Source organism: Mycolicibacterium arcueilense, assembly GCF_058536225.1.
Map to the genome: position 1 here is coordinate 14,751 of NZ_JBZTYL010000011.1, position 13,529 is coordinate 28,279.

General features: G+C 64.3%; 17 protein-coding genes and 1 pseudogene. 13 read left to right on the forward strand and 5 right to left on the reverse strand.

Annotation, left to right across the window (positions count from 1 at the left end; translation table 11 throughout):
• The first annotated feature begins 70 nt into the window (after positions 1-70).
• The gene (locus AC4LGL_RS16595; RefSeq protein ID WP_491839731.1) at positions 71-673 is read left to right on the forward strand and encodes a TetR/AcrR family transcriptional regulator; all 603 of its coding nucleotides are present in this window, start codon (positions 71-73) and stop codon (positions 671-673) included.
• Between the two features lies 1 nt (position 674).
• Here the strand turns inward: AC4LGL_RS16595 and AC4LGL_RS16600 are convergent, their stop codons facing one another.
• Both AC4LGL_RS16600 and AC4LGL_RS16605 read right to left on the reverse strand, forming a co-directional pair.
• Positions 675-1,448, reverse strand: coding sequence for an amino acid ABC transporter ATP-binding protein (locus AC4LGL_RS16600; protein WP_491839732.1), 774 nt, complete (start codon positions 1,446-1,448; stop codon positions 675-677).
• Positions 1,445-2,929, reverse strand: coding sequence for an amino acid ABC transporter substrate-binding protein/permease (locus AC4LGL_RS16605; RefSeq protein WP_491839733.1), 1,485 nt, complete (start codon positions 2,927-2,929; stop codon positions 1,445-1,447). Before AC4LGL_RS16605 ends, AC4LGL_RS16600 begins: the two co-directional genes overlap by 4 nt.
• Before the next feature lie 476 nt (positions 2,930-3,405).
• Between AC4LGL_RS16605 and AC4LGL_RS16610 the strand changes: the two genes are divergently transcribed.
• Positions 3,406-3,690: a hypothetical protein gene (locus tag AC4LGL_RS16610; RefSeq protein ID WP_491839734.1), complete on the forward strand. Its 285-nt coding sequence runs from the start codon at positions 3,406-3,408 to the stop codon at positions 3,688-3,690.
• Between the two features lie 13 nt (positions 3,691-3,703).
• Here the strand turns inward: AC4LGL_RS16610 and AC4LGL_RS16615 are convergent, their stop codons facing one another.
• Together AC4LGL_RS16615 and AC4LGL_RS16620 are read right to left on the reverse strand one after the other, a co-directional pair.
• Positions 3,704-4,633, reverse strand: coding sequence for a TauD/TfdA dioxygenase family protein (locus AC4LGL_RS16615; RefSeq protein ID WP_491839925.1), 930 nt, complete (start codon positions 4,631-4,633; stop codon positions 3,704-3,706).
• A gap of 72 nt (positions 4,634-4,705) precedes the next feature.
• Complete coding sequence (locus tag AC4LGL_RS16620; protein WP_236734649.1) at positions 4,706-5,020, reverse strand: hypothetical protein; 315 nt, start codon at positions 5,018-5,020, stop codon at positions 4,706-4,708.
• Between the two features lie 158 nt (positions 5,021-5,178).
• On the opposite strand from AC4LGL_RS16620, the gene AC4LGL_RS16625 reads away from it, so the two are divergent.
• Positions 5,179-5,472 (forward strand): DUF4193 domain-containing protein, encoded by a 294-nt coding sequence (locus tag AC4LGL_RS16625; RefSeq protein WP_064931836.1) that lies wholly within the window; start codon positions 5,179-5,181, stop codon positions 5,470-5,472.
• Between the two features lie 37 nt (positions 5,473-5,509).
• Here the strand turns inward: AC4LGL_RS16625 and AC4LGL_RS16630 are convergent, their stop codons facing one another.
• Positions 5,510-5,869, reverse strand: a complete 360-nt coding sequence (locus tag AC4LGL_RS16630) for an Rv2640c family ArsR-like transcriptional regulator (RefSeq protein WP_135361842.1) — start codon at positions 5,867-5,869, stop codon at positions 5,510-5,512.
• A gap of 100 nt (positions 5,870-5,969) precedes the next feature.
• Here AC4LGL_RS16630 and AC4LGL_RS16635 point away from each other — a divergent pair, with 100 nt between their 5' ends.
• The 10 genes and pseudogenes from AC4LGL_RS16635 to AC4LGL_RS16680 all read left to right on the forward strand — a co-directional run bounded on the left by AC4LGL_RS16635 (position 5,970) and on the right by AC4LGL_RS16680 (position 13,527).
• Positions 5,970-6,401, forward strand: a complete 432-nt coding sequence (locus AC4LGL_RS16635; RefSeq protein ID WP_491839735.1) for an ArsI/CadI family heavy metal resistance metalloenzyme — start codon at positions 5,970-5,972, stop codon at positions 6,399-6,401.
• Positions 6,398-7,474 (forward strand): ACR3 family arsenite efflux transporter, encoded by a 1,077-nt coding sequence (arsB, locus tag AC4LGL_RS16640; RefSeq protein ID WP_491839736.1) that lies wholly within the window; start codon positions 6,398-6,400, stop codon positions 7,472-7,474. Before AC4LGL_RS16635 ends, arsB begins: the two co-directional genes overlap by 4 nt.
• 14 nt (positions 7,475-7,488) lie before the next feature.
• Positions 7,489-7,890: pseudogene (locus tag AC4LGL_RS16645) on the forward strand (arsenate reductase ArsC); the annotation flags it as partial.
• 42 nt (positions 7,891-7,932) lie between these two features.
• Entirely contained in the window at positions 7,933-8,355 is a 423-nt protein-coding gene (locus tag AC4LGL_RS16650; RefSeq protein ID WP_491839737.1) for a YybH family protein, read from the forward strand.
• A gap of 78 nt (positions 8,356-8,433) precedes the next feature.
• On the forward strand, positions 8,434-9,795 hold the full coding sequence (locus AC4LGL_RS16655) for a cytochrome P450 (RefSeq protein ID WP_491839738.1): 1,362 nt from the start codon (positions 8,434-8,436) through the stop codon (positions 9,793-9,795).
• Between the two features lie 29 nt (positions 9,796-9,824).
• Positions 9,825-10,127 carry a hypothetical protein gene (locus tag AC4LGL_RS16660; protein ID WP_491839739.1) on the forward strand — a complete coding sequence of 101 codons (303 nt, stop codon included), beginning with the start codon at positions 9,825-9,827 and terminating at the stop codon, positions 10,125-10,127.
• Between the two features lie 8 nt (positions 10,128-10,135).
• Positions 10,136-10,426, forward strand: a complete 291-nt coding sequence (locus tag AC4LGL_RS16665) for a cupin domain-containing protein (protein ID WP_491839740.1) — start codon at positions 10,136-10,138, stop codon at positions 10,424-10,426.
• A 175-nt stretch (positions 10,427-10,601) separates the two neighbouring features.
• Positions 10,602-11,165: a hypothetical protein gene (locus tag AC4LGL_RS16670; protein WP_491839741.1), complete on the forward strand. Its 564-nt coding sequence runs from the start codon at positions 10,602-10,604 to the stop codon at positions 11,163-11,165.
• A 2-nt stretch (positions 11,166-11,167) separates the two neighbouring features.
• A complete protein-coding gene (locus tag AC4LGL_RS16675; protein ID WP_491839742.1) occupies positions 11,168-12,514 on the forward strand; it encodes a Dyp-type peroxidase in 1,347 nt (448 codons plus the stop codon).
• Complete coding sequence (locus AC4LGL_RS16680) at positions 12,511-13,527, forward strand: hypothetical protein (protein WP_491839743.1); 1,017 nt, start codon at positions 12,511-12,513, stop codon at positions 13,525-13,527. The genes AC4LGL_RS16675 and AC4LGL_RS16680 overlap by 4 nt, the downstream gene beginning before the upstream one ends.
• Positions 13,528-13,529: the final 2 nt, after the last annotated feature.

Sequence of the window (13,529 nt, forward strand, 5' to 3'; positions counted from 1 at the left end):
ATCAATACAGACTGTATGCAAACACATCATTGGCAGAACATCAATACATACAGCTTGTTAAAATTTCCCCGTGAGTGAAGACGCACGCGACGGCCGCGAACAACGCAGCGAGGCCACCCGCTCGGCGCTCGTCGCCGCGGCGCGATCACTGTTCGTCGAGCGGGGCTACGCGGGCGTCTCCACCGGGGACATCGCGCGGGTCGCCGCCGTGACCCGAAACGCCCTGTACTACCACTTCCCCACCAAGGAGGCGGTGTTCCGAGCGGTCTACGAGGACGTCGAAGGCCAGTTGGCACAGCGGGTGCTCCCGGCAGCGCTGGCCCAGGCCACCAGCCGCGGCCAACTCGAGACAGGCATCGAGGAGTTCCTCGACGGCTGCCTCGACCCCACCGTGGCCCGGATCAGCGTGTTGCAGGCGCCCGCCGCGCTGGGATTCGCTCAGATGCGCGAGATCGACAACCGCAATTACCTCGGAGCCCTCCGCGACGGCATCCGTAGCGCCGTCGAGGCCGGTGAACTCCCCGACCTTCCCGTCGAGACCCTGGCGTCGATGATCGTCGGGGCGCTGGACGAGGCCGCCCTGCTGATCGCGACCGCCGACGATCCGGCCGCGGCCCGGCGCGACGCCGGCGTGGTGGCCCGGGCGCTGGTCGACGGGTTGTTCGTGGGCTGAACTACAGCACCTTCGACAAGAACTCCTGCAGCCGAGGGTGTTTCGGGTTGTCGAACACCTCGGCCGGCGAATCGTCCTCGACGATGTTGCCGTCGGCCATGAAGATCACCCGGGAGGCCACCTCGCGGGCGAAACCCATCTCGTGGGTCACCACCACCATCGTCATGCCGCCCTCGGCCAGATCACGCAGCACCTGCAGCACGTCGCCGACCATCTCGGGGTCCAGCGCGCTGGTGGCCTCGTCGAACAACATGATCGACGGGTTCATCGCCAGGGCGCGGGCGATCGCGACGCGCTGCTTCTGGCCACCCGACAACGTGGCGGGTTTGACATGGGCCTTCTCCGCCAGCCCGACCTGAGTCAGGAGCTCGATGGCCCGCTTCTCCGCCGTGGCCTTGTCCATCTTCCTGGTCAACAGCGGCGCCAGCGTGACGTTGTCGATCACGGTCATGTGCGGGAAGAGGTTGAAGTGCTGGAAGACCATGCCGATGTGCTGACGGACCTTGTCGAGGTCCACCCTGCGGTCGGTGAGATCGAAATCGTCGACCGTGACCTTTCCTGCGGTGATGTCCTCGAGCTTGTTGAGGCACCGCAGAAAGGTGGATTTTCCCGATCCGGACGGTCCGATGACGCAGACCACCTCGCCCTTGCTGATCGTGGTGTCGATCCCGTCGAGCACCACCAGGTCGCCGAATGACTTCTTGAGGCCCTCGATGCGGATCTTGACAGTGCCCTCGGGTTCGGCCGCCGCCGCTTCCGGTACCAGCTGGGTCATTTCCCTCTGCCTCCTACAAGCCGACTCTCGATCCTGTCAGAGAATTTGGTGAGCGCCATGATGACGATGAAGTAGATGATGCCGATGATCAGCCACATGGTGAACGACTGAAGGTTGCGGGCGATGATCAGTCGCCCGGTCTGGGTCAGTTCGGCGATGCCGATCACCGACAGGATCGAGGTGTCTTTGAGGGTGATGACGAACTGATTGACGTACGACGGGATCATGGTCCGAATAGCCTGCGGGAGAATCACTTTGCGCATCGTCGGTAGATAACCGATGCCCAGGCTGCGGGCCGCCTCCATCTGCCCCTTGTCCACCGACTGGATCCCGCCGCGGACGATCTCGGTCATGTACGCCCCGGCATTGAGCGAGAGCGTGATGATGCCCGCGGTCAGTGCGGTCATCTGGATTCCCAGTGCCGGCGGGACACCGAAGTAGATGAAGAACGCCTGTACCAGCAGCGGAGTGCCTCGGAAAATATCGACGTAGGTGGTACCGATTGCCCGCAGCACGATCGACCGCGACACCCGGAACAGCCCGAAGACGATACCGAGCACCAGCGCGATGGCGATCGACACCACCGTGAGGATCAGCGTCATCTTCAGGCCGGTCATCAGGAACGGGAATGTGCTCTTGAGCAGTCCGATGAACGAGTTGTCGGCCTCGCCGGCCCCTTCGCCGAGGTATTTCTCGATGATCTGGTCGTACCGGCCGGAGTCCTTGAGTTCCTTCAGGCCCGCGTTGAACTTCGCCAGCAACTCGGCGTTGCGACCCTTGTTGACCGCGAAGCCGTAACTGGAACCCTTCTCCTTTTGCGTGACGGTCTTGAACCCGTTGCCCCGTTGGATGTTGTAGTTGAGTACCGGATAGTCCTCGAAGACCGCGACGGAGTTACCCGTCTTGACCTCCTCGAACATCGACGACGAATCCGCGAATGAGACGATCTGGAAGCCGTACTTGTCCTTGATCGACTCGGCGAACGCCGCACCCTCGGTGCCGTTCTTCACCGCGACCCGTTTGCCCTTGAGGTCCGCGTAGGACTTGATGTCCTGGTTGTCCTCCAGCACCGCCATCTGCACGCCGGACTCGAAGTAAGGGTCGGAGAAGTCGAAAACTTTCTTGCGCTCGTCGGTGATCGACATGCCCGCGATCACGCCGTCGGCCTGGTTGGCCTGGACGGCCTGCAGCGCGGCATCGAAGCCGAGCGGCTTGATGGTCACGTTGAACTTCTGGTTCGCCGCGATCTCGTTCAGGAGATCGATGTCGATCCCGACGAATTTTCCTTGCTCGTCCTGGAATTCGAACGGCGCGAAGGTGATGTCGGTAGCGACGACGTAGGTCTCGCCCTCGGCGGCGGCTCGGGCCGGCGCCAGCATCGCGGCCCCGATCAGTCCGACCGACAACGCCACGACGGCGGCCAGCAGCCGGTGCGGGAACCGGATTACTCCGGCGATACCCGGCGCGGATTCGGATCTCATCGCCCAGTCTCCTATCCAGGTGTGAAACGACGAGTTCCCACGCTATCGCCGTCACTGCGATTAGGGCGGGATTTACCGGGGCACGGTTCGGCGACTCGATGGAGTCGCACGGCCGGACTGCGTGCCGCCTGGGACGGCGCGCGCAGCTCATCTCAGCGTGGTTCGCGGCCTCGCCGGGGCGGGTGGGTGAGCCACAGGAGCCGACGGGTCGTCGAATTGTCCTGTGCGCGAGGATAGTTGCGCAGGGAAGGTCCCCTTTGCGCCACCGTCCGATGGCAACCCGCGTGGTGGGCTTTACAAATCATCCGACCTGTCCATACCTGCGCCGCGAGAACCCGCTCTGTAAAAGGACGTTCGGCCGCAGATGCCCCTTATTGAGGTAGTGGACTACGCGTGAGGAATGACTGCGGTCAGTCGTACGTTTCTTTCATGAGAGCGTTGGAGAGTAAGGCGCTCGGTTCAGAGGAAGTTTCGACATGAGCGTTTTCCATCCGGTTTCCGCCGTCCGACGCGAAGCCTCGACAGACATCACGACGCGCCGACACACGCACGCGCCGGTGCTCATCACCGAACAGCAGGTGCTGTTCAGCACCGCCGCGGCAGCGGGCACACAAGCGCACCACAACGTCATCACGATGATGTCGCATGCGGTGTCCTCGGTGACAGACCGCTGGCGGGCGCACCGCGCCCGCCCGTATTACCCGTCGCACTACAGCTATCTGGAGAACAGCCTGATGGCGCGGGAGATGGACCGACTCTGACCGGCCGGCCCGGTCATCCGGCCAGGGCGACCGGCGTGATGACCTCGGAGTAGCGCGACGCGTCGCCGGCGATCACCCGGCTGTGCCGTCCGTGGACATCGACGGGGATGTCGCCGGCCAGGGTGATCCGGCTGAGCCGGCGGAACTGGTCGTCGTAGTCGGCCACGGCGTAGTGCTGCGTGGCCCGATTGTCCCAGATCGCCAGGTCCCCCAACTCCCAGTTCCATCGAATCGTATTCTCCAACTTGATGACCCGGTTCTGGAGCAGTTGGAAGAGGGTCGCCGACTCGGTGGGACTGAGCCCCACGAACTGTTTGATGAAGTGCCCGAGCAACAGCACACGTCTGCCCGTCTCGGGGTGGACCCGCACCACCGGATGCTCGGTCTCGTAGTACGAGGACTCGAACTCTTCGCGGTACTTGCGGTGGTCGTCTGCAATAACGGCCTGGCCCTCGTGGTCGGCCTGATCACCGGCCGTGTAGTCGTACTGGTTGGTGTGCACGGCCCACAGGTTCTCGACCAGCGCACGCAACGGCTCGGGCAGACGGTCGTAGGCGACCTCGGTCGACGCCCACGTCGTGGTGCCGCCGTAGTCCGGGAGCGTGACCGCCCGCAGCAGCGAGGCCTTCGGGATGCGGTCGACGAACGTCACATCGGTGTGCCAGCTGTTCGCTTTGTCATACCGCGAGTCGATGGGCAGGATCCGGTCGCCGCGCGAGGTGACCGTCGGATGCGCCCGGGTCGGGGTGCCGAGCAACCGCGCGAACGCCCACTGTCCGTCGTCGTCGAGGTGGTGTTGGCCGCGGAAGAAGATGACCTTGTGTTCAAGAAGGGCATCGTTGATCGCGGACACCGTGGCGACGTCGAGGTTGCCGTTGACGTCGATTCCGTCGATGCGTGCCCCGATGTGGGCACCGAGCTTCACTACGCGCAGAGAGGACACCCCGTCACCATCGGCGATGGGGTGTAACAGCACCACGGTTGCGCTCACTACGAGCGCAAAGACCGTCGAACGTCAGTCGATGCGGATGACGTACGTGCCGTCGTCGTCGCGCTCGATCTGACCGTCGAGGGCATTGATCCACACCGGGGTGTCCCGTCGCGAACCGAGGAACGCGCTCTGCACGGAGCCGCCCGGCTGCAGGTCGACATTCCACTCGTCGTCCTGGGCGACGATGGTGAGGAGCTCCTCGCCGTCGGCGCGACGGATCGAGATCACCTGGCCGTTGGAGTCCAGATCCTCCAGCCCGGCATCGTCGTCATCGAGGTACTCATCAAGCTCAGCGTCATCGAAGATCTCGGCGTCCGAACCTCTGACATCGTCATGCACGCCGACGACTGTACTCAGCATCACGTCCACCGATGCAGACCCCGGCGGATTGAACCGCTAACGTGCATCCGACGTTTACAGGCTGTTCGCCCGGGGAACAAGGAGTCCCGCTGCGGCGTTGGCGAGAAACATTGGTCTTGAACTTAGGAGGATCATTCATGGCTACCGATTACGACGCCCCGCGCGTCAAGGAGACCGACGAGCCTGCCGAGGAGTCGCTGGAGCAGCTGGCCACGCGGCGCACCGCGGCCGACACGGCAGTCATCGACGAGGACGAGGTGGTCGATTCGTTCGACCTGCCCGACGCCGACATCTCCGGCGAGGAGCTGAGCGTGCGGGTCATCCCGAAGCAGGCTGACGAGTTCACCTGTTCCAGCTGCTTCCTGGTGCAGCACCGCAACCGGTTGGCGCTGCAGAAGGGCGAGCAGCAGCTCTGCGTCGAGTGCGTCTGACACAGAGCCGGACCGCGGCCTGACGGCCGGACGGGCCTTAACGGCAGCAGTTGGGGTCGAGCACGGAACACAGCGCCACGAGCGAGTCCCGGCGCGGGCGGTGGTAGACGTTCATACCGCGCCGTTCGGACTCGACCATCCCCGCGCGCCGCAATTGGGACAGATGGTGGCTGACGGTGGATTCGGCCAGGCCGACCGCAGCCGCGAGATCACATCCGCAGACTTCTCCCGCCTCGGCGCTGAACAGCAGCGACACCAGCTTGACCCGCACCGGGTCGGCCAGCGCTTTCAGCCGCAAGGCAATCTCCAACGCACCGTCGTCATCGATCGGGCCTGCCGCCACTGGTGGGCAGCAGACCGGTTCGGTGGTGTCGACCACAGGTAACGCCTTGGGCATGCACCCCATTCTGCCAGAGGATATTGACATACGTCGAAGAGGTGGCATCATCGATGCTGTCCGAAAGTTCGACATAAGTCGCAGAGGTTGGGAGCCTGTAATGTCCCGCGCACAACTTGCCTTGAACGTCGACGATCTCGACGAGGCCATCACGTTCTACTCGAAGCTCTTCAACACGGCGCCGGCGAAGGTCAAGCCCGGCTATGCCAACTTCGCCATCGCCGCTCCCCCGCTGAAACTGGTGCTCATCGAGAACCCCGGGCACGGCGGGACACTCAACCACCTCGGTGTCGAGGTCGAGTCCAGCGACCAGGTGCACGCGGAGATCGCCCGCCTCACGGACGAGGGCATGTTCACCGAGGAGGAGATCGGCACCACCTGTTGCTTCGCCACCCAGGACAAGGTTTGGGTGACCGGTCCCGCCGGCGAAAAGTGGGAGGTCTACACGGTTCTCGCTGACTCCGAGACCTTCGGCACCGACTCACCCGCACTCGATGCCACCGAATCCGGCGGCACCTGCTGCGCGTCGTGAGCCAGGTTGCCCCCGCGCGGCTTTCCACGCTGGACCGGCTGCTCCCGGTGTGGATCGCGTTCGCGATGGCCGTGGGCCTACTGCTCGGAAGGCTCGTTCCCGGAGTCAACACCGCACTGAATCACGTTCAGGTCGACGGCATCTCGTTGCCCATCGCGCTAGGCCTGCTCATCATGATGTATCCGGTCCTGGCGAAGGTGCGCTACGACCGGCTCGATCGAGTTACCGGAGATCGCAAGCTGTTGATCAGCTCGCTGATCCTCAACTGGGTGGTTGGCCCTGCCCTGATGTTCGCGCTGGCCTGGCTGTTTCTGCCCGATCTGCCCGAGTACCGAACCGGCCTCATCATCGTCGGGCTGGCTCGCTGCATCGCCATGGTCATCATCTGGAACGACCTGGCCTGCGGCGACCGGGAAGCGGCGGCGGTGCTGGTCGCCCTGAATTCGATCTTCCAAGTGCTCATGTTCGCCGTACTCGGCTGGTTCTACCTGTCAGTGCTGCCGGGCTGGCTCGGGTTGGAACAGACGAGTATCGACACATCGCCATGGCAGATCGCGAAGTCGGTGATCATCTTCCTGGGTATCCCGCTGCTGGCCGGGTACCTGTCACGTCGCATCGGTGAATCCGCGAAGGGCAGGGACTGGTACGAGTCGACGTTCCTGCCACGTATCGGACCGTGGGCCCTATACGGACTGCTGTTCACCATCGTGGTGCTGTTCGCACTTCAGGGTGACCAGATCGCCACTCGTCCCTGGGACGTCGCGCGAATCGCGCTGCCGCTGCTGGCGTACTTCGCGATCATGTGGGGCGGCGGCTATGCACTGGGCGCAGCGCTGGGGCTGGGCTATGAGCGCACCACCACCCTGGCGTTCACGGCCGCAGGCAACAACTTCGAACTGGCGATCGCGGTGGCGATCGCGACGTATGGCGCAACCTCGGGCCAAGCCCTGGCAGGCGTGGTCGGCCCGCTCATCGAAGTGCCCGTGCTCGTCGCGCTGGTCTACGTGTCACTGGGATTGCGGCGCCGGTTCGACGCCGTAGGAGACGACCGACCCGCGAGGAACACTCGATGACGGCGCGCGACCGCCCCAGCGTGCTGTTCCTGTGCACGCACAACGCCGGCCGGTCCCAGATGGCGATGGGCTTCTTCGCTCACCTCGCCGGAGACCGAGCATCCGTGTTTTCAGGCGGTTCGGAGCCCGCTGACAAGGTGAATCCCGCCGCGATCGCCGCCATGGCCGAAGTCGGTATCGACATCGCACACGAACAGCCACAGCGATGGACCGACGACATCGTCGAGGCGAGCGATGTCGTGATCACGATGGGGTGCGGGGACACCTGCCCGTACTTCCCCGGCAAGCGCTACGAGAACTGGGAGTTGGCCGATCCGGCCGGTCTCGGAGTCGAAGCGGTCCGTCCGATCCGGGACGACATCGCACGACGCGTTGGCGTCCTGCTCGGGGAACTGGGACTCGATTCCACCGATTGATTTTCCCGTGTCCGGTCACGCTGGTGGCCTACCGTGACATTCGTGACTGAAGCGGCCATTCGTCAACGCATCGCCGAGGGTGTGGATGCGATCCGTGCGCGCGATCTGGACACGCTCACGGCCCTCTACGCACCCGATGTCGTGTCCTTCGATCTCGGGGCACCGCTGCGGTACGCAGGTGACGACAACAAGCGAAGGGCCTGGCAGGAGGTCTTCACCGCGTACACCGGGCCGATCGGCTACGACGTACACGAGCTGACCGTCACCACTGAAGGCGACATCGCGTTCGTGCACAGCCTCAACCACGTCCGCGGCACCCTGGCCAGTGGCCGCGACATCGACATGTGGGTGCGATGGACGGCATGTCTGCGGTGCGTCGACGGCGTCTGGCGCGTCTTTCACGACCACGTCTCGGTCCCCGCGGACCTGGAGTACGGCAAGGCAATTCTGAATCTCACCCCGTGATCCACCAGAACCGGCCCCACCGGCGCGCATAGTTCCTATCCTCAGACCTGCAGACCGACAACGACGTTGGAGGCGCAGATGACCGAGGGCGCGACGGCGGAAGCTCGACATACCGAGCACAGCTACCACTTCGACCGGCACACCCCGCAGTATCGCGACCAGTTCGAGCCGATCACCGCGGAGATGCTGGGCTCCTGTCCGCTCGCCTGGACCGACACGTACGGCGGGCATTGGGTGGCCGCCGGCAGCAGCGAGGTTTTCGAACTGGCCCGTTGCCCACACATCTCGAACGACAACGACGTCATCGGAGATCGAAAAGGCTACCGGGGCATCAACATTCCGCGCGCCGAGGTGAGCACGCAGTTCCGCGGCGGCATGTTGGAGATGGATGATCCCGAACACCGCGCCTATCGGACACCGCTCAACGGATACCTGTCACCGGCCGCGGTCGCGCGGTGGAAGCCGGTGGTCGACGAGCTCGTCAGGGCCTGCCTGGACGAGAAGATCGAAGACGGCAGTATCGATTTCGTCGACGATCTGGCGAACATCGTCCCGGCGGTGTTGACGCTGGGCCTGCTCGGTGTTCCGCTCGCCGAATGGGAGATCTACTGCGAGCCCGCGCACGCGTCGGTGTACACGCGCGCCGACTCTCCCGACGCGAAACGCGTCTTCGACCTGTCCGTGGCCTCGGCAGTGCACATGATGGGCCACGTCGCCGTGATCCGCGAAGATCCGCGCCCGGGATTGATCGATGCCATGGTGCAGATGCGGATAGACGGCGAACCGGCACCCGATTCGGAGATCCTGGGCATGCTCATGCTCCTGATCGGCGGCGGTTTCGACACCACGACGGCGCTGACGGCGCACTCGCTCGAATGGCTCTCCCAGCACCCGGATCAGCGTGAGCAGTTGAGCCGGGACCGCGCTGCGCTGCTCGATTCGGCCACCGAGGAGTTTCTGCGCTTCTTCACCCCGGCGCCCGGGGACGGCCGCACGATCTCCGAGGACATCGAGGTGGACGGGGTACCGCTCAAGGAAGGTGAGCGGCTGTGGCTTTCGTGGGCGATGGCCAACCGCGACCCGCGTGTTTTCGAGAATCCAAACGAGCTCAGGATGGGCCGAACGGGTAACCGCCACTTCAGTTTCGGTTTGGGCGTGCACCGCTGCATCGGCTCGAACGTGGCCCGGACGGTGTTCAAGTCGATGCTGACCGGCGTGCTCGACCGGATGCCGGACTACCGGTGCGATCCGGCCGGCGCCGTCCACTACGAGACCATCGGCGTGATCCAGGGCATGCAACACCTGCCCGCGACTTTCACCCCAGGTCGGCGGACCGGACCGGATCTGGCCGAGACACTGGAGAAGCTGCAACGGATCTGCGATGAGCAGCAGTTGGCCGCGCCGATCACCGTGCACAAGGCCACTGCGGTCATCGACTGAAAGCGAACGACATGACAGCCTTGATCCCTATGCGACACCTGATCATCTCCGCCTGTTCCGCGCTCGCGATGGTGGCGGCGACTGCGGTCGCCGCCCTGCCCGCCCCGTCGACCGCGCTGGCGGCCTGCCCGAACGGCGAGGACAACGACACCTACACCCAGAACTGTGTCCCCTATCTGGTGCCGAACTCACCGAACCGCAACAGCCTTTGTCCGCCCGGGGTCAGCGGCACGGAATGCGGTTCGGCAGAGATCCAGACGACCCCAACTGCGCCGGTCGCTCCGACAGGCCCAGAGCAGGGGCTCGAAGACGTGAGCACGCCCGACTTCTGACGGCCATCATGACAACCGGATCCCACGGTGACATCCAGCTCGAGAATGACTGGTTCCGGGTCACCAAGTGGACGATCGACCCGGGCGGCGCGATACCGATGCACCGGCACGATCACGAGTACGTGGTAGTTCCCATGGTCACCGACACCATGCACGTTGTCACTGCCGACGGCACGGAGATCGTCGCGGAACTTGTAGCCGGGCAGAGCTATTCACGTCCCGCGGGCTCCGAGCACACCGTCGAGAACCGCGGCGAGCGCGATCCGATCATCTTCGTCGAAGTTGAGCGACTCGCCTGACGCGTCGCCCCGCACTCATATGCACCAAGGCAGGCACGGGAACGTGATTCCCGGGCTACCTCATTTGTCCGCTGAGTCCATGTGACGCACGCATCAGCAACATTGCGCCCTGACAGGCGGTTTTCCCCCGAATCGGGGGACGACGAGAGGTCCGCGCGACCATAATCTCGGTGCCATGGCGAACAACGGAAACAACGATTGGACCCAACCAGCAGCACTAGCCATCCCCAAGGAGGGCTACTTCGAACTGACCCGGGGGCGCTACGGACCGGTCTTTCCCCGGACTCCCGCCTGCTACGGATTCAACATCATCGCCAAGGTGAAGGAAGGCCGCGAGGACGCGATCCGCGCCTACGGCAAGCAACTCGAAGCGGCGGTCGCCGCGCAGCCCGATGTGCTTGCCCCGCTGAAGCTCCACTACCTGCGTTGGAACCTGTTCGACGTCGGCTCCGGTCTGCACTTCCAGTACCAGGGCATCTTCGACACCGACTTCGACAAGTACACCGAGGACGCCGTCAAACTGTTCAGCTCGACCGGCATCACCACGGCCTTCGTCAACCTCGAGGGCTTCCCGGAGGACTGGAAGACCAACCCGGAAGCCTTCATCATGTTCGTCCGCGACCATCAGGTGCCGAGCTTCCTGGAGTACGGCGAGTACCCCTACGTCACCTCCGAAGAGGTCAAGAAGGCGTTGCGGCTCAAGGCCGCGTTCGCGGACATGTTGGATCAGATGCAGTGACCATGGATGCACTGACGGACCTCGAATTCGACGACATCCAGCACATCATGCTGACCGGCACGCCCCACCTGACTGGCCGGTATGAGTTCCTGTCCTTCGACAGCCCCGAGGCCGGGCGAGCCTGGCTGACCGAGATGGTGCCGCTCGTGCAGTCGGCCACCGATGTCCGTGAGACGGTCAACGTCTTCAAGCGTTGGGTCAACCTGGCCTTCACCTGGAATGGGTTGCGCGCGTTGGGTCTGGACGAGGATTCACTGGCATCGTTCCCGGACGAGTTCCGCGAAGGCATGGCCTCGCGGGCCGACATACTCGGGGACACCGGTGCGGCCGCACCCGAACACTGGCTGGGCGGGCTCGCCGGCGACGATCTGCATGCCATCGTCATCCTGTTCGCCCGGGACGAGGCCGAACGCGTGCGGTGCGTGGGCGAACACGACGCCCTGCTGGCCCGCTGCCCCGGAGTGCGGTCACTGTCGCATCTGGATCTGGCCGCCACGGCACCGTTCGAGTACGACCACGACCACTTCGGGTACCGCGATCCGGTGTCCCAGCCGCAGATGAAAGGTTCGGGCGAGGAGTTGATACCCGGTGCAGGTGGGTACCTGGCACCCGGTGAGTTCATCCTCGGTTATCCGGATGAGGAAGGGTTGGTGGCGAACCAGCCCACCCCCGAGTTGCTTTCACGCAATGGCAGCTACCTGGCGTACCGCCGATTGGAGGAACATGTCGGGGTCTTCCGCGACTACCTGAAGCAGAATGCCGACGGGACCGAGGGCGAGGAGCTACTGGCTGCCAAGTTCATGGGCCGGTGGCGCAGCGGTGCGCCGCTGGTGCTCGCACCTGAGCACGACGATCCGGAGCTCGGTGCGGATCCGATGCGCAACAACGATTTCGATTACGGAACGATGGATCCGCACGGCTATGCCTGCCCGATCGGCGCCCACGCCCGCAGGCTGAACCCACGCGATACCGAGCCGAACCCGAATCGGCGCAGGATGATCCGGCGCAGCGGCACCTACGGGCCGGCGCTACCCGACGGGGTGGCCGACGACGGAGTCGAACGCGGGGTCGGGATGTTCCTGATCTGTGCCAGCCTGGTGCGCCAGTTCGAGTTCGCCCAGAACGTCTGGATCAACGACTCGGCATTCAAAGACCTCGGCAACGAACACGATCCCATCTGCGGCACCCAGGACGGCACGTTGGACTTCAAGATTCCTAAGCGGCCGATCCGCAAGGTACACAAGGGGTTACCTGCATTCACCACGCTGCGCGGCGGGGCGTACTTCTTCCTGCCCGGCCTGAGCGCGCTGCGTTACCTCACAGACCTCGAAACAAAGGAGACAGCATGACCACTCCCCGTTCATACGCCCGGACCTACAACCAGGCCCACGTCGCCCGGCCGCACAACGGCAAACGACGCGTCAGCATCTACTGGTCGTGGAGCTACCCGTGGGAGGTCCAGCGCGACCCCGCGGAACTGTACAACCGGTTCTCCACGGTCACCGAGGTGCGCCTGGCCACCTGGCCGGCCTACGAGACGCCCGAGTACAGCCCCAAGGAGTTCCTGCAGGGCATCGACGGGACGCTGGAACTGTTCCACCGGTCGTCCCTGAATTTTCAGGAGGTGGCCGGTGAAGCGACCGGCCATCCGGTGGCGGTGTTCCAGCGGGTCGATCAGGCCGGGTACCGGTTGCCGATCGAAGAACGCATCCTCGACGACACCGACACCCTGATGATCTTCGGCCTGGACCACCTGCTCGGCGACGAGGCCGCCACCGAAGAAGAGATCGCCGCGATCCAGCAGTGGTTGAAGCGTGAGGGCACCTGCCTGATGCTGGCGCCGCACCATGACGTCGGGTTCATCGACGACAAGGAACAGCAGCAGATGGAGTATCTGCACCACGGTGACCCGCTGACTCCGCGCGTCCAGCGGTTCAGCGGATTCGCGCGGTCGCTGCTGACCGGATTGAACATCCCGGTGCACAACACCTGGGGCCTGCGCCCGGCCACGGTCGAGGGCACCCGACAGATTGTGCCGCTGACCACGTTCCGCGATCTGGATTCCGCGGGGCTGCTGCGCGACGTCAGCACACTGGCCTTGCATCCGCACCTGCCGCACTACGAGCTGACCGCGCCCGAAGGGCCTGACCTGCGAGTGCTGGGCCGGCAGCCGATCGACATGACCCGGCCGCATCCGTTCACCTTGGCGGGGAACACCGAGTTCAACGCGATCGTCCACATGCCGCCGTCGGGCGACCGCGCCGGTGACATCGTGCTGGTCGACTCCACCCACTTCACGACGCTGTTCGGCGCCAGTGACAGCCTGAAGTCCTTCTGGCGCAACCTGGTCACGATGGCCTGATG

Bases quoted from the DNA above. Each gene is read 5' to 3' on its own strand.
- AC4LGL_RS16600 (WP_491839732.1), bottom strand. From the start codon at position 1,448: ATGACCCAGCTGGTACCGGAAGCGGCGGCGGCCGAACCCGAGGGCACT.
- AC4LGL_RS16605 (WP_491839733.1), bottom strand. From the start codon at position 2,929: ATGAGATCCGAATCCGCGCCGGGTATCGCCGGAGTAATCCGGTTCCCG.
- AC4LGL_RS16610 (WP_491839734.1), top strand. From the start codon at position 3,406: ATGAGCGTTTTCCATCCGGTTTCCGCCGTCCGACGCGAAGCCTCGACA.
- AC4LGL_RS16625 (WP_064931836.1), top strand. From the start codon at position 5,179: ATGGCTACCGATTACGACGCCCCGCGCGTCAAGGAGACCGACGAGCCT.
- AC4LGL_RS16630 (WP_135361842.1), bottom strand. From the start codon at position 5,869: ATGCCCAAGGCGTTACCTGTGGTCGACACCACCGAACCGGTCTGCTGC.
- AC4LGL_RS16635 (WP_491839735.1), top strand. From the start codon at position 5,970: ATGTCCCGCGCACAACTTGCCTTGAACGTCGACGATCTCGACGAGGCC.
- AC4LGL_RS16655 (WP_491839738.1), top strand. From the start codon at position 8,434: ATGACCGAGGGCGCGACGGCGGAAGCTCGACATACCGAGCACAGCTAC.
- AC4LGL_RS16660 (WP_491839739.1), top strand. From the start codon at position 9,825: ATGCGACACCTGATCATCTCCGCCTGTTCCGCGCTCGCGATGGTGGCG.
- AC4LGL_RS16665 (WP_491839740.1), top strand. From the start codon at position 10,136: ATGACAACCGGATCCCACGGTGACATCCAGCTCGAGAATGACTGGTTC.
- AC4LGL_RS16670 (WP_491839741.1), top strand. From the start codon at position 10,602: ATGGCGAACAACGGAAACAACGATTGGACCCAACCAGCAGCACTAGCC.
- AC4LGL_RS16675 (WP_491839742.1), top strand. From the start codon at position 11,168: ATGGATGCACTGACGGACCTCGAATTCGACGACATCCAGCACATCATG.
- AC4LGL_RS16680 (WP_491839743.1), top strand. From the start codon at position 12,511: ATGACCACTCCCCGTTCATACGCCCGGACCTACAACCAGGCCCACGTC.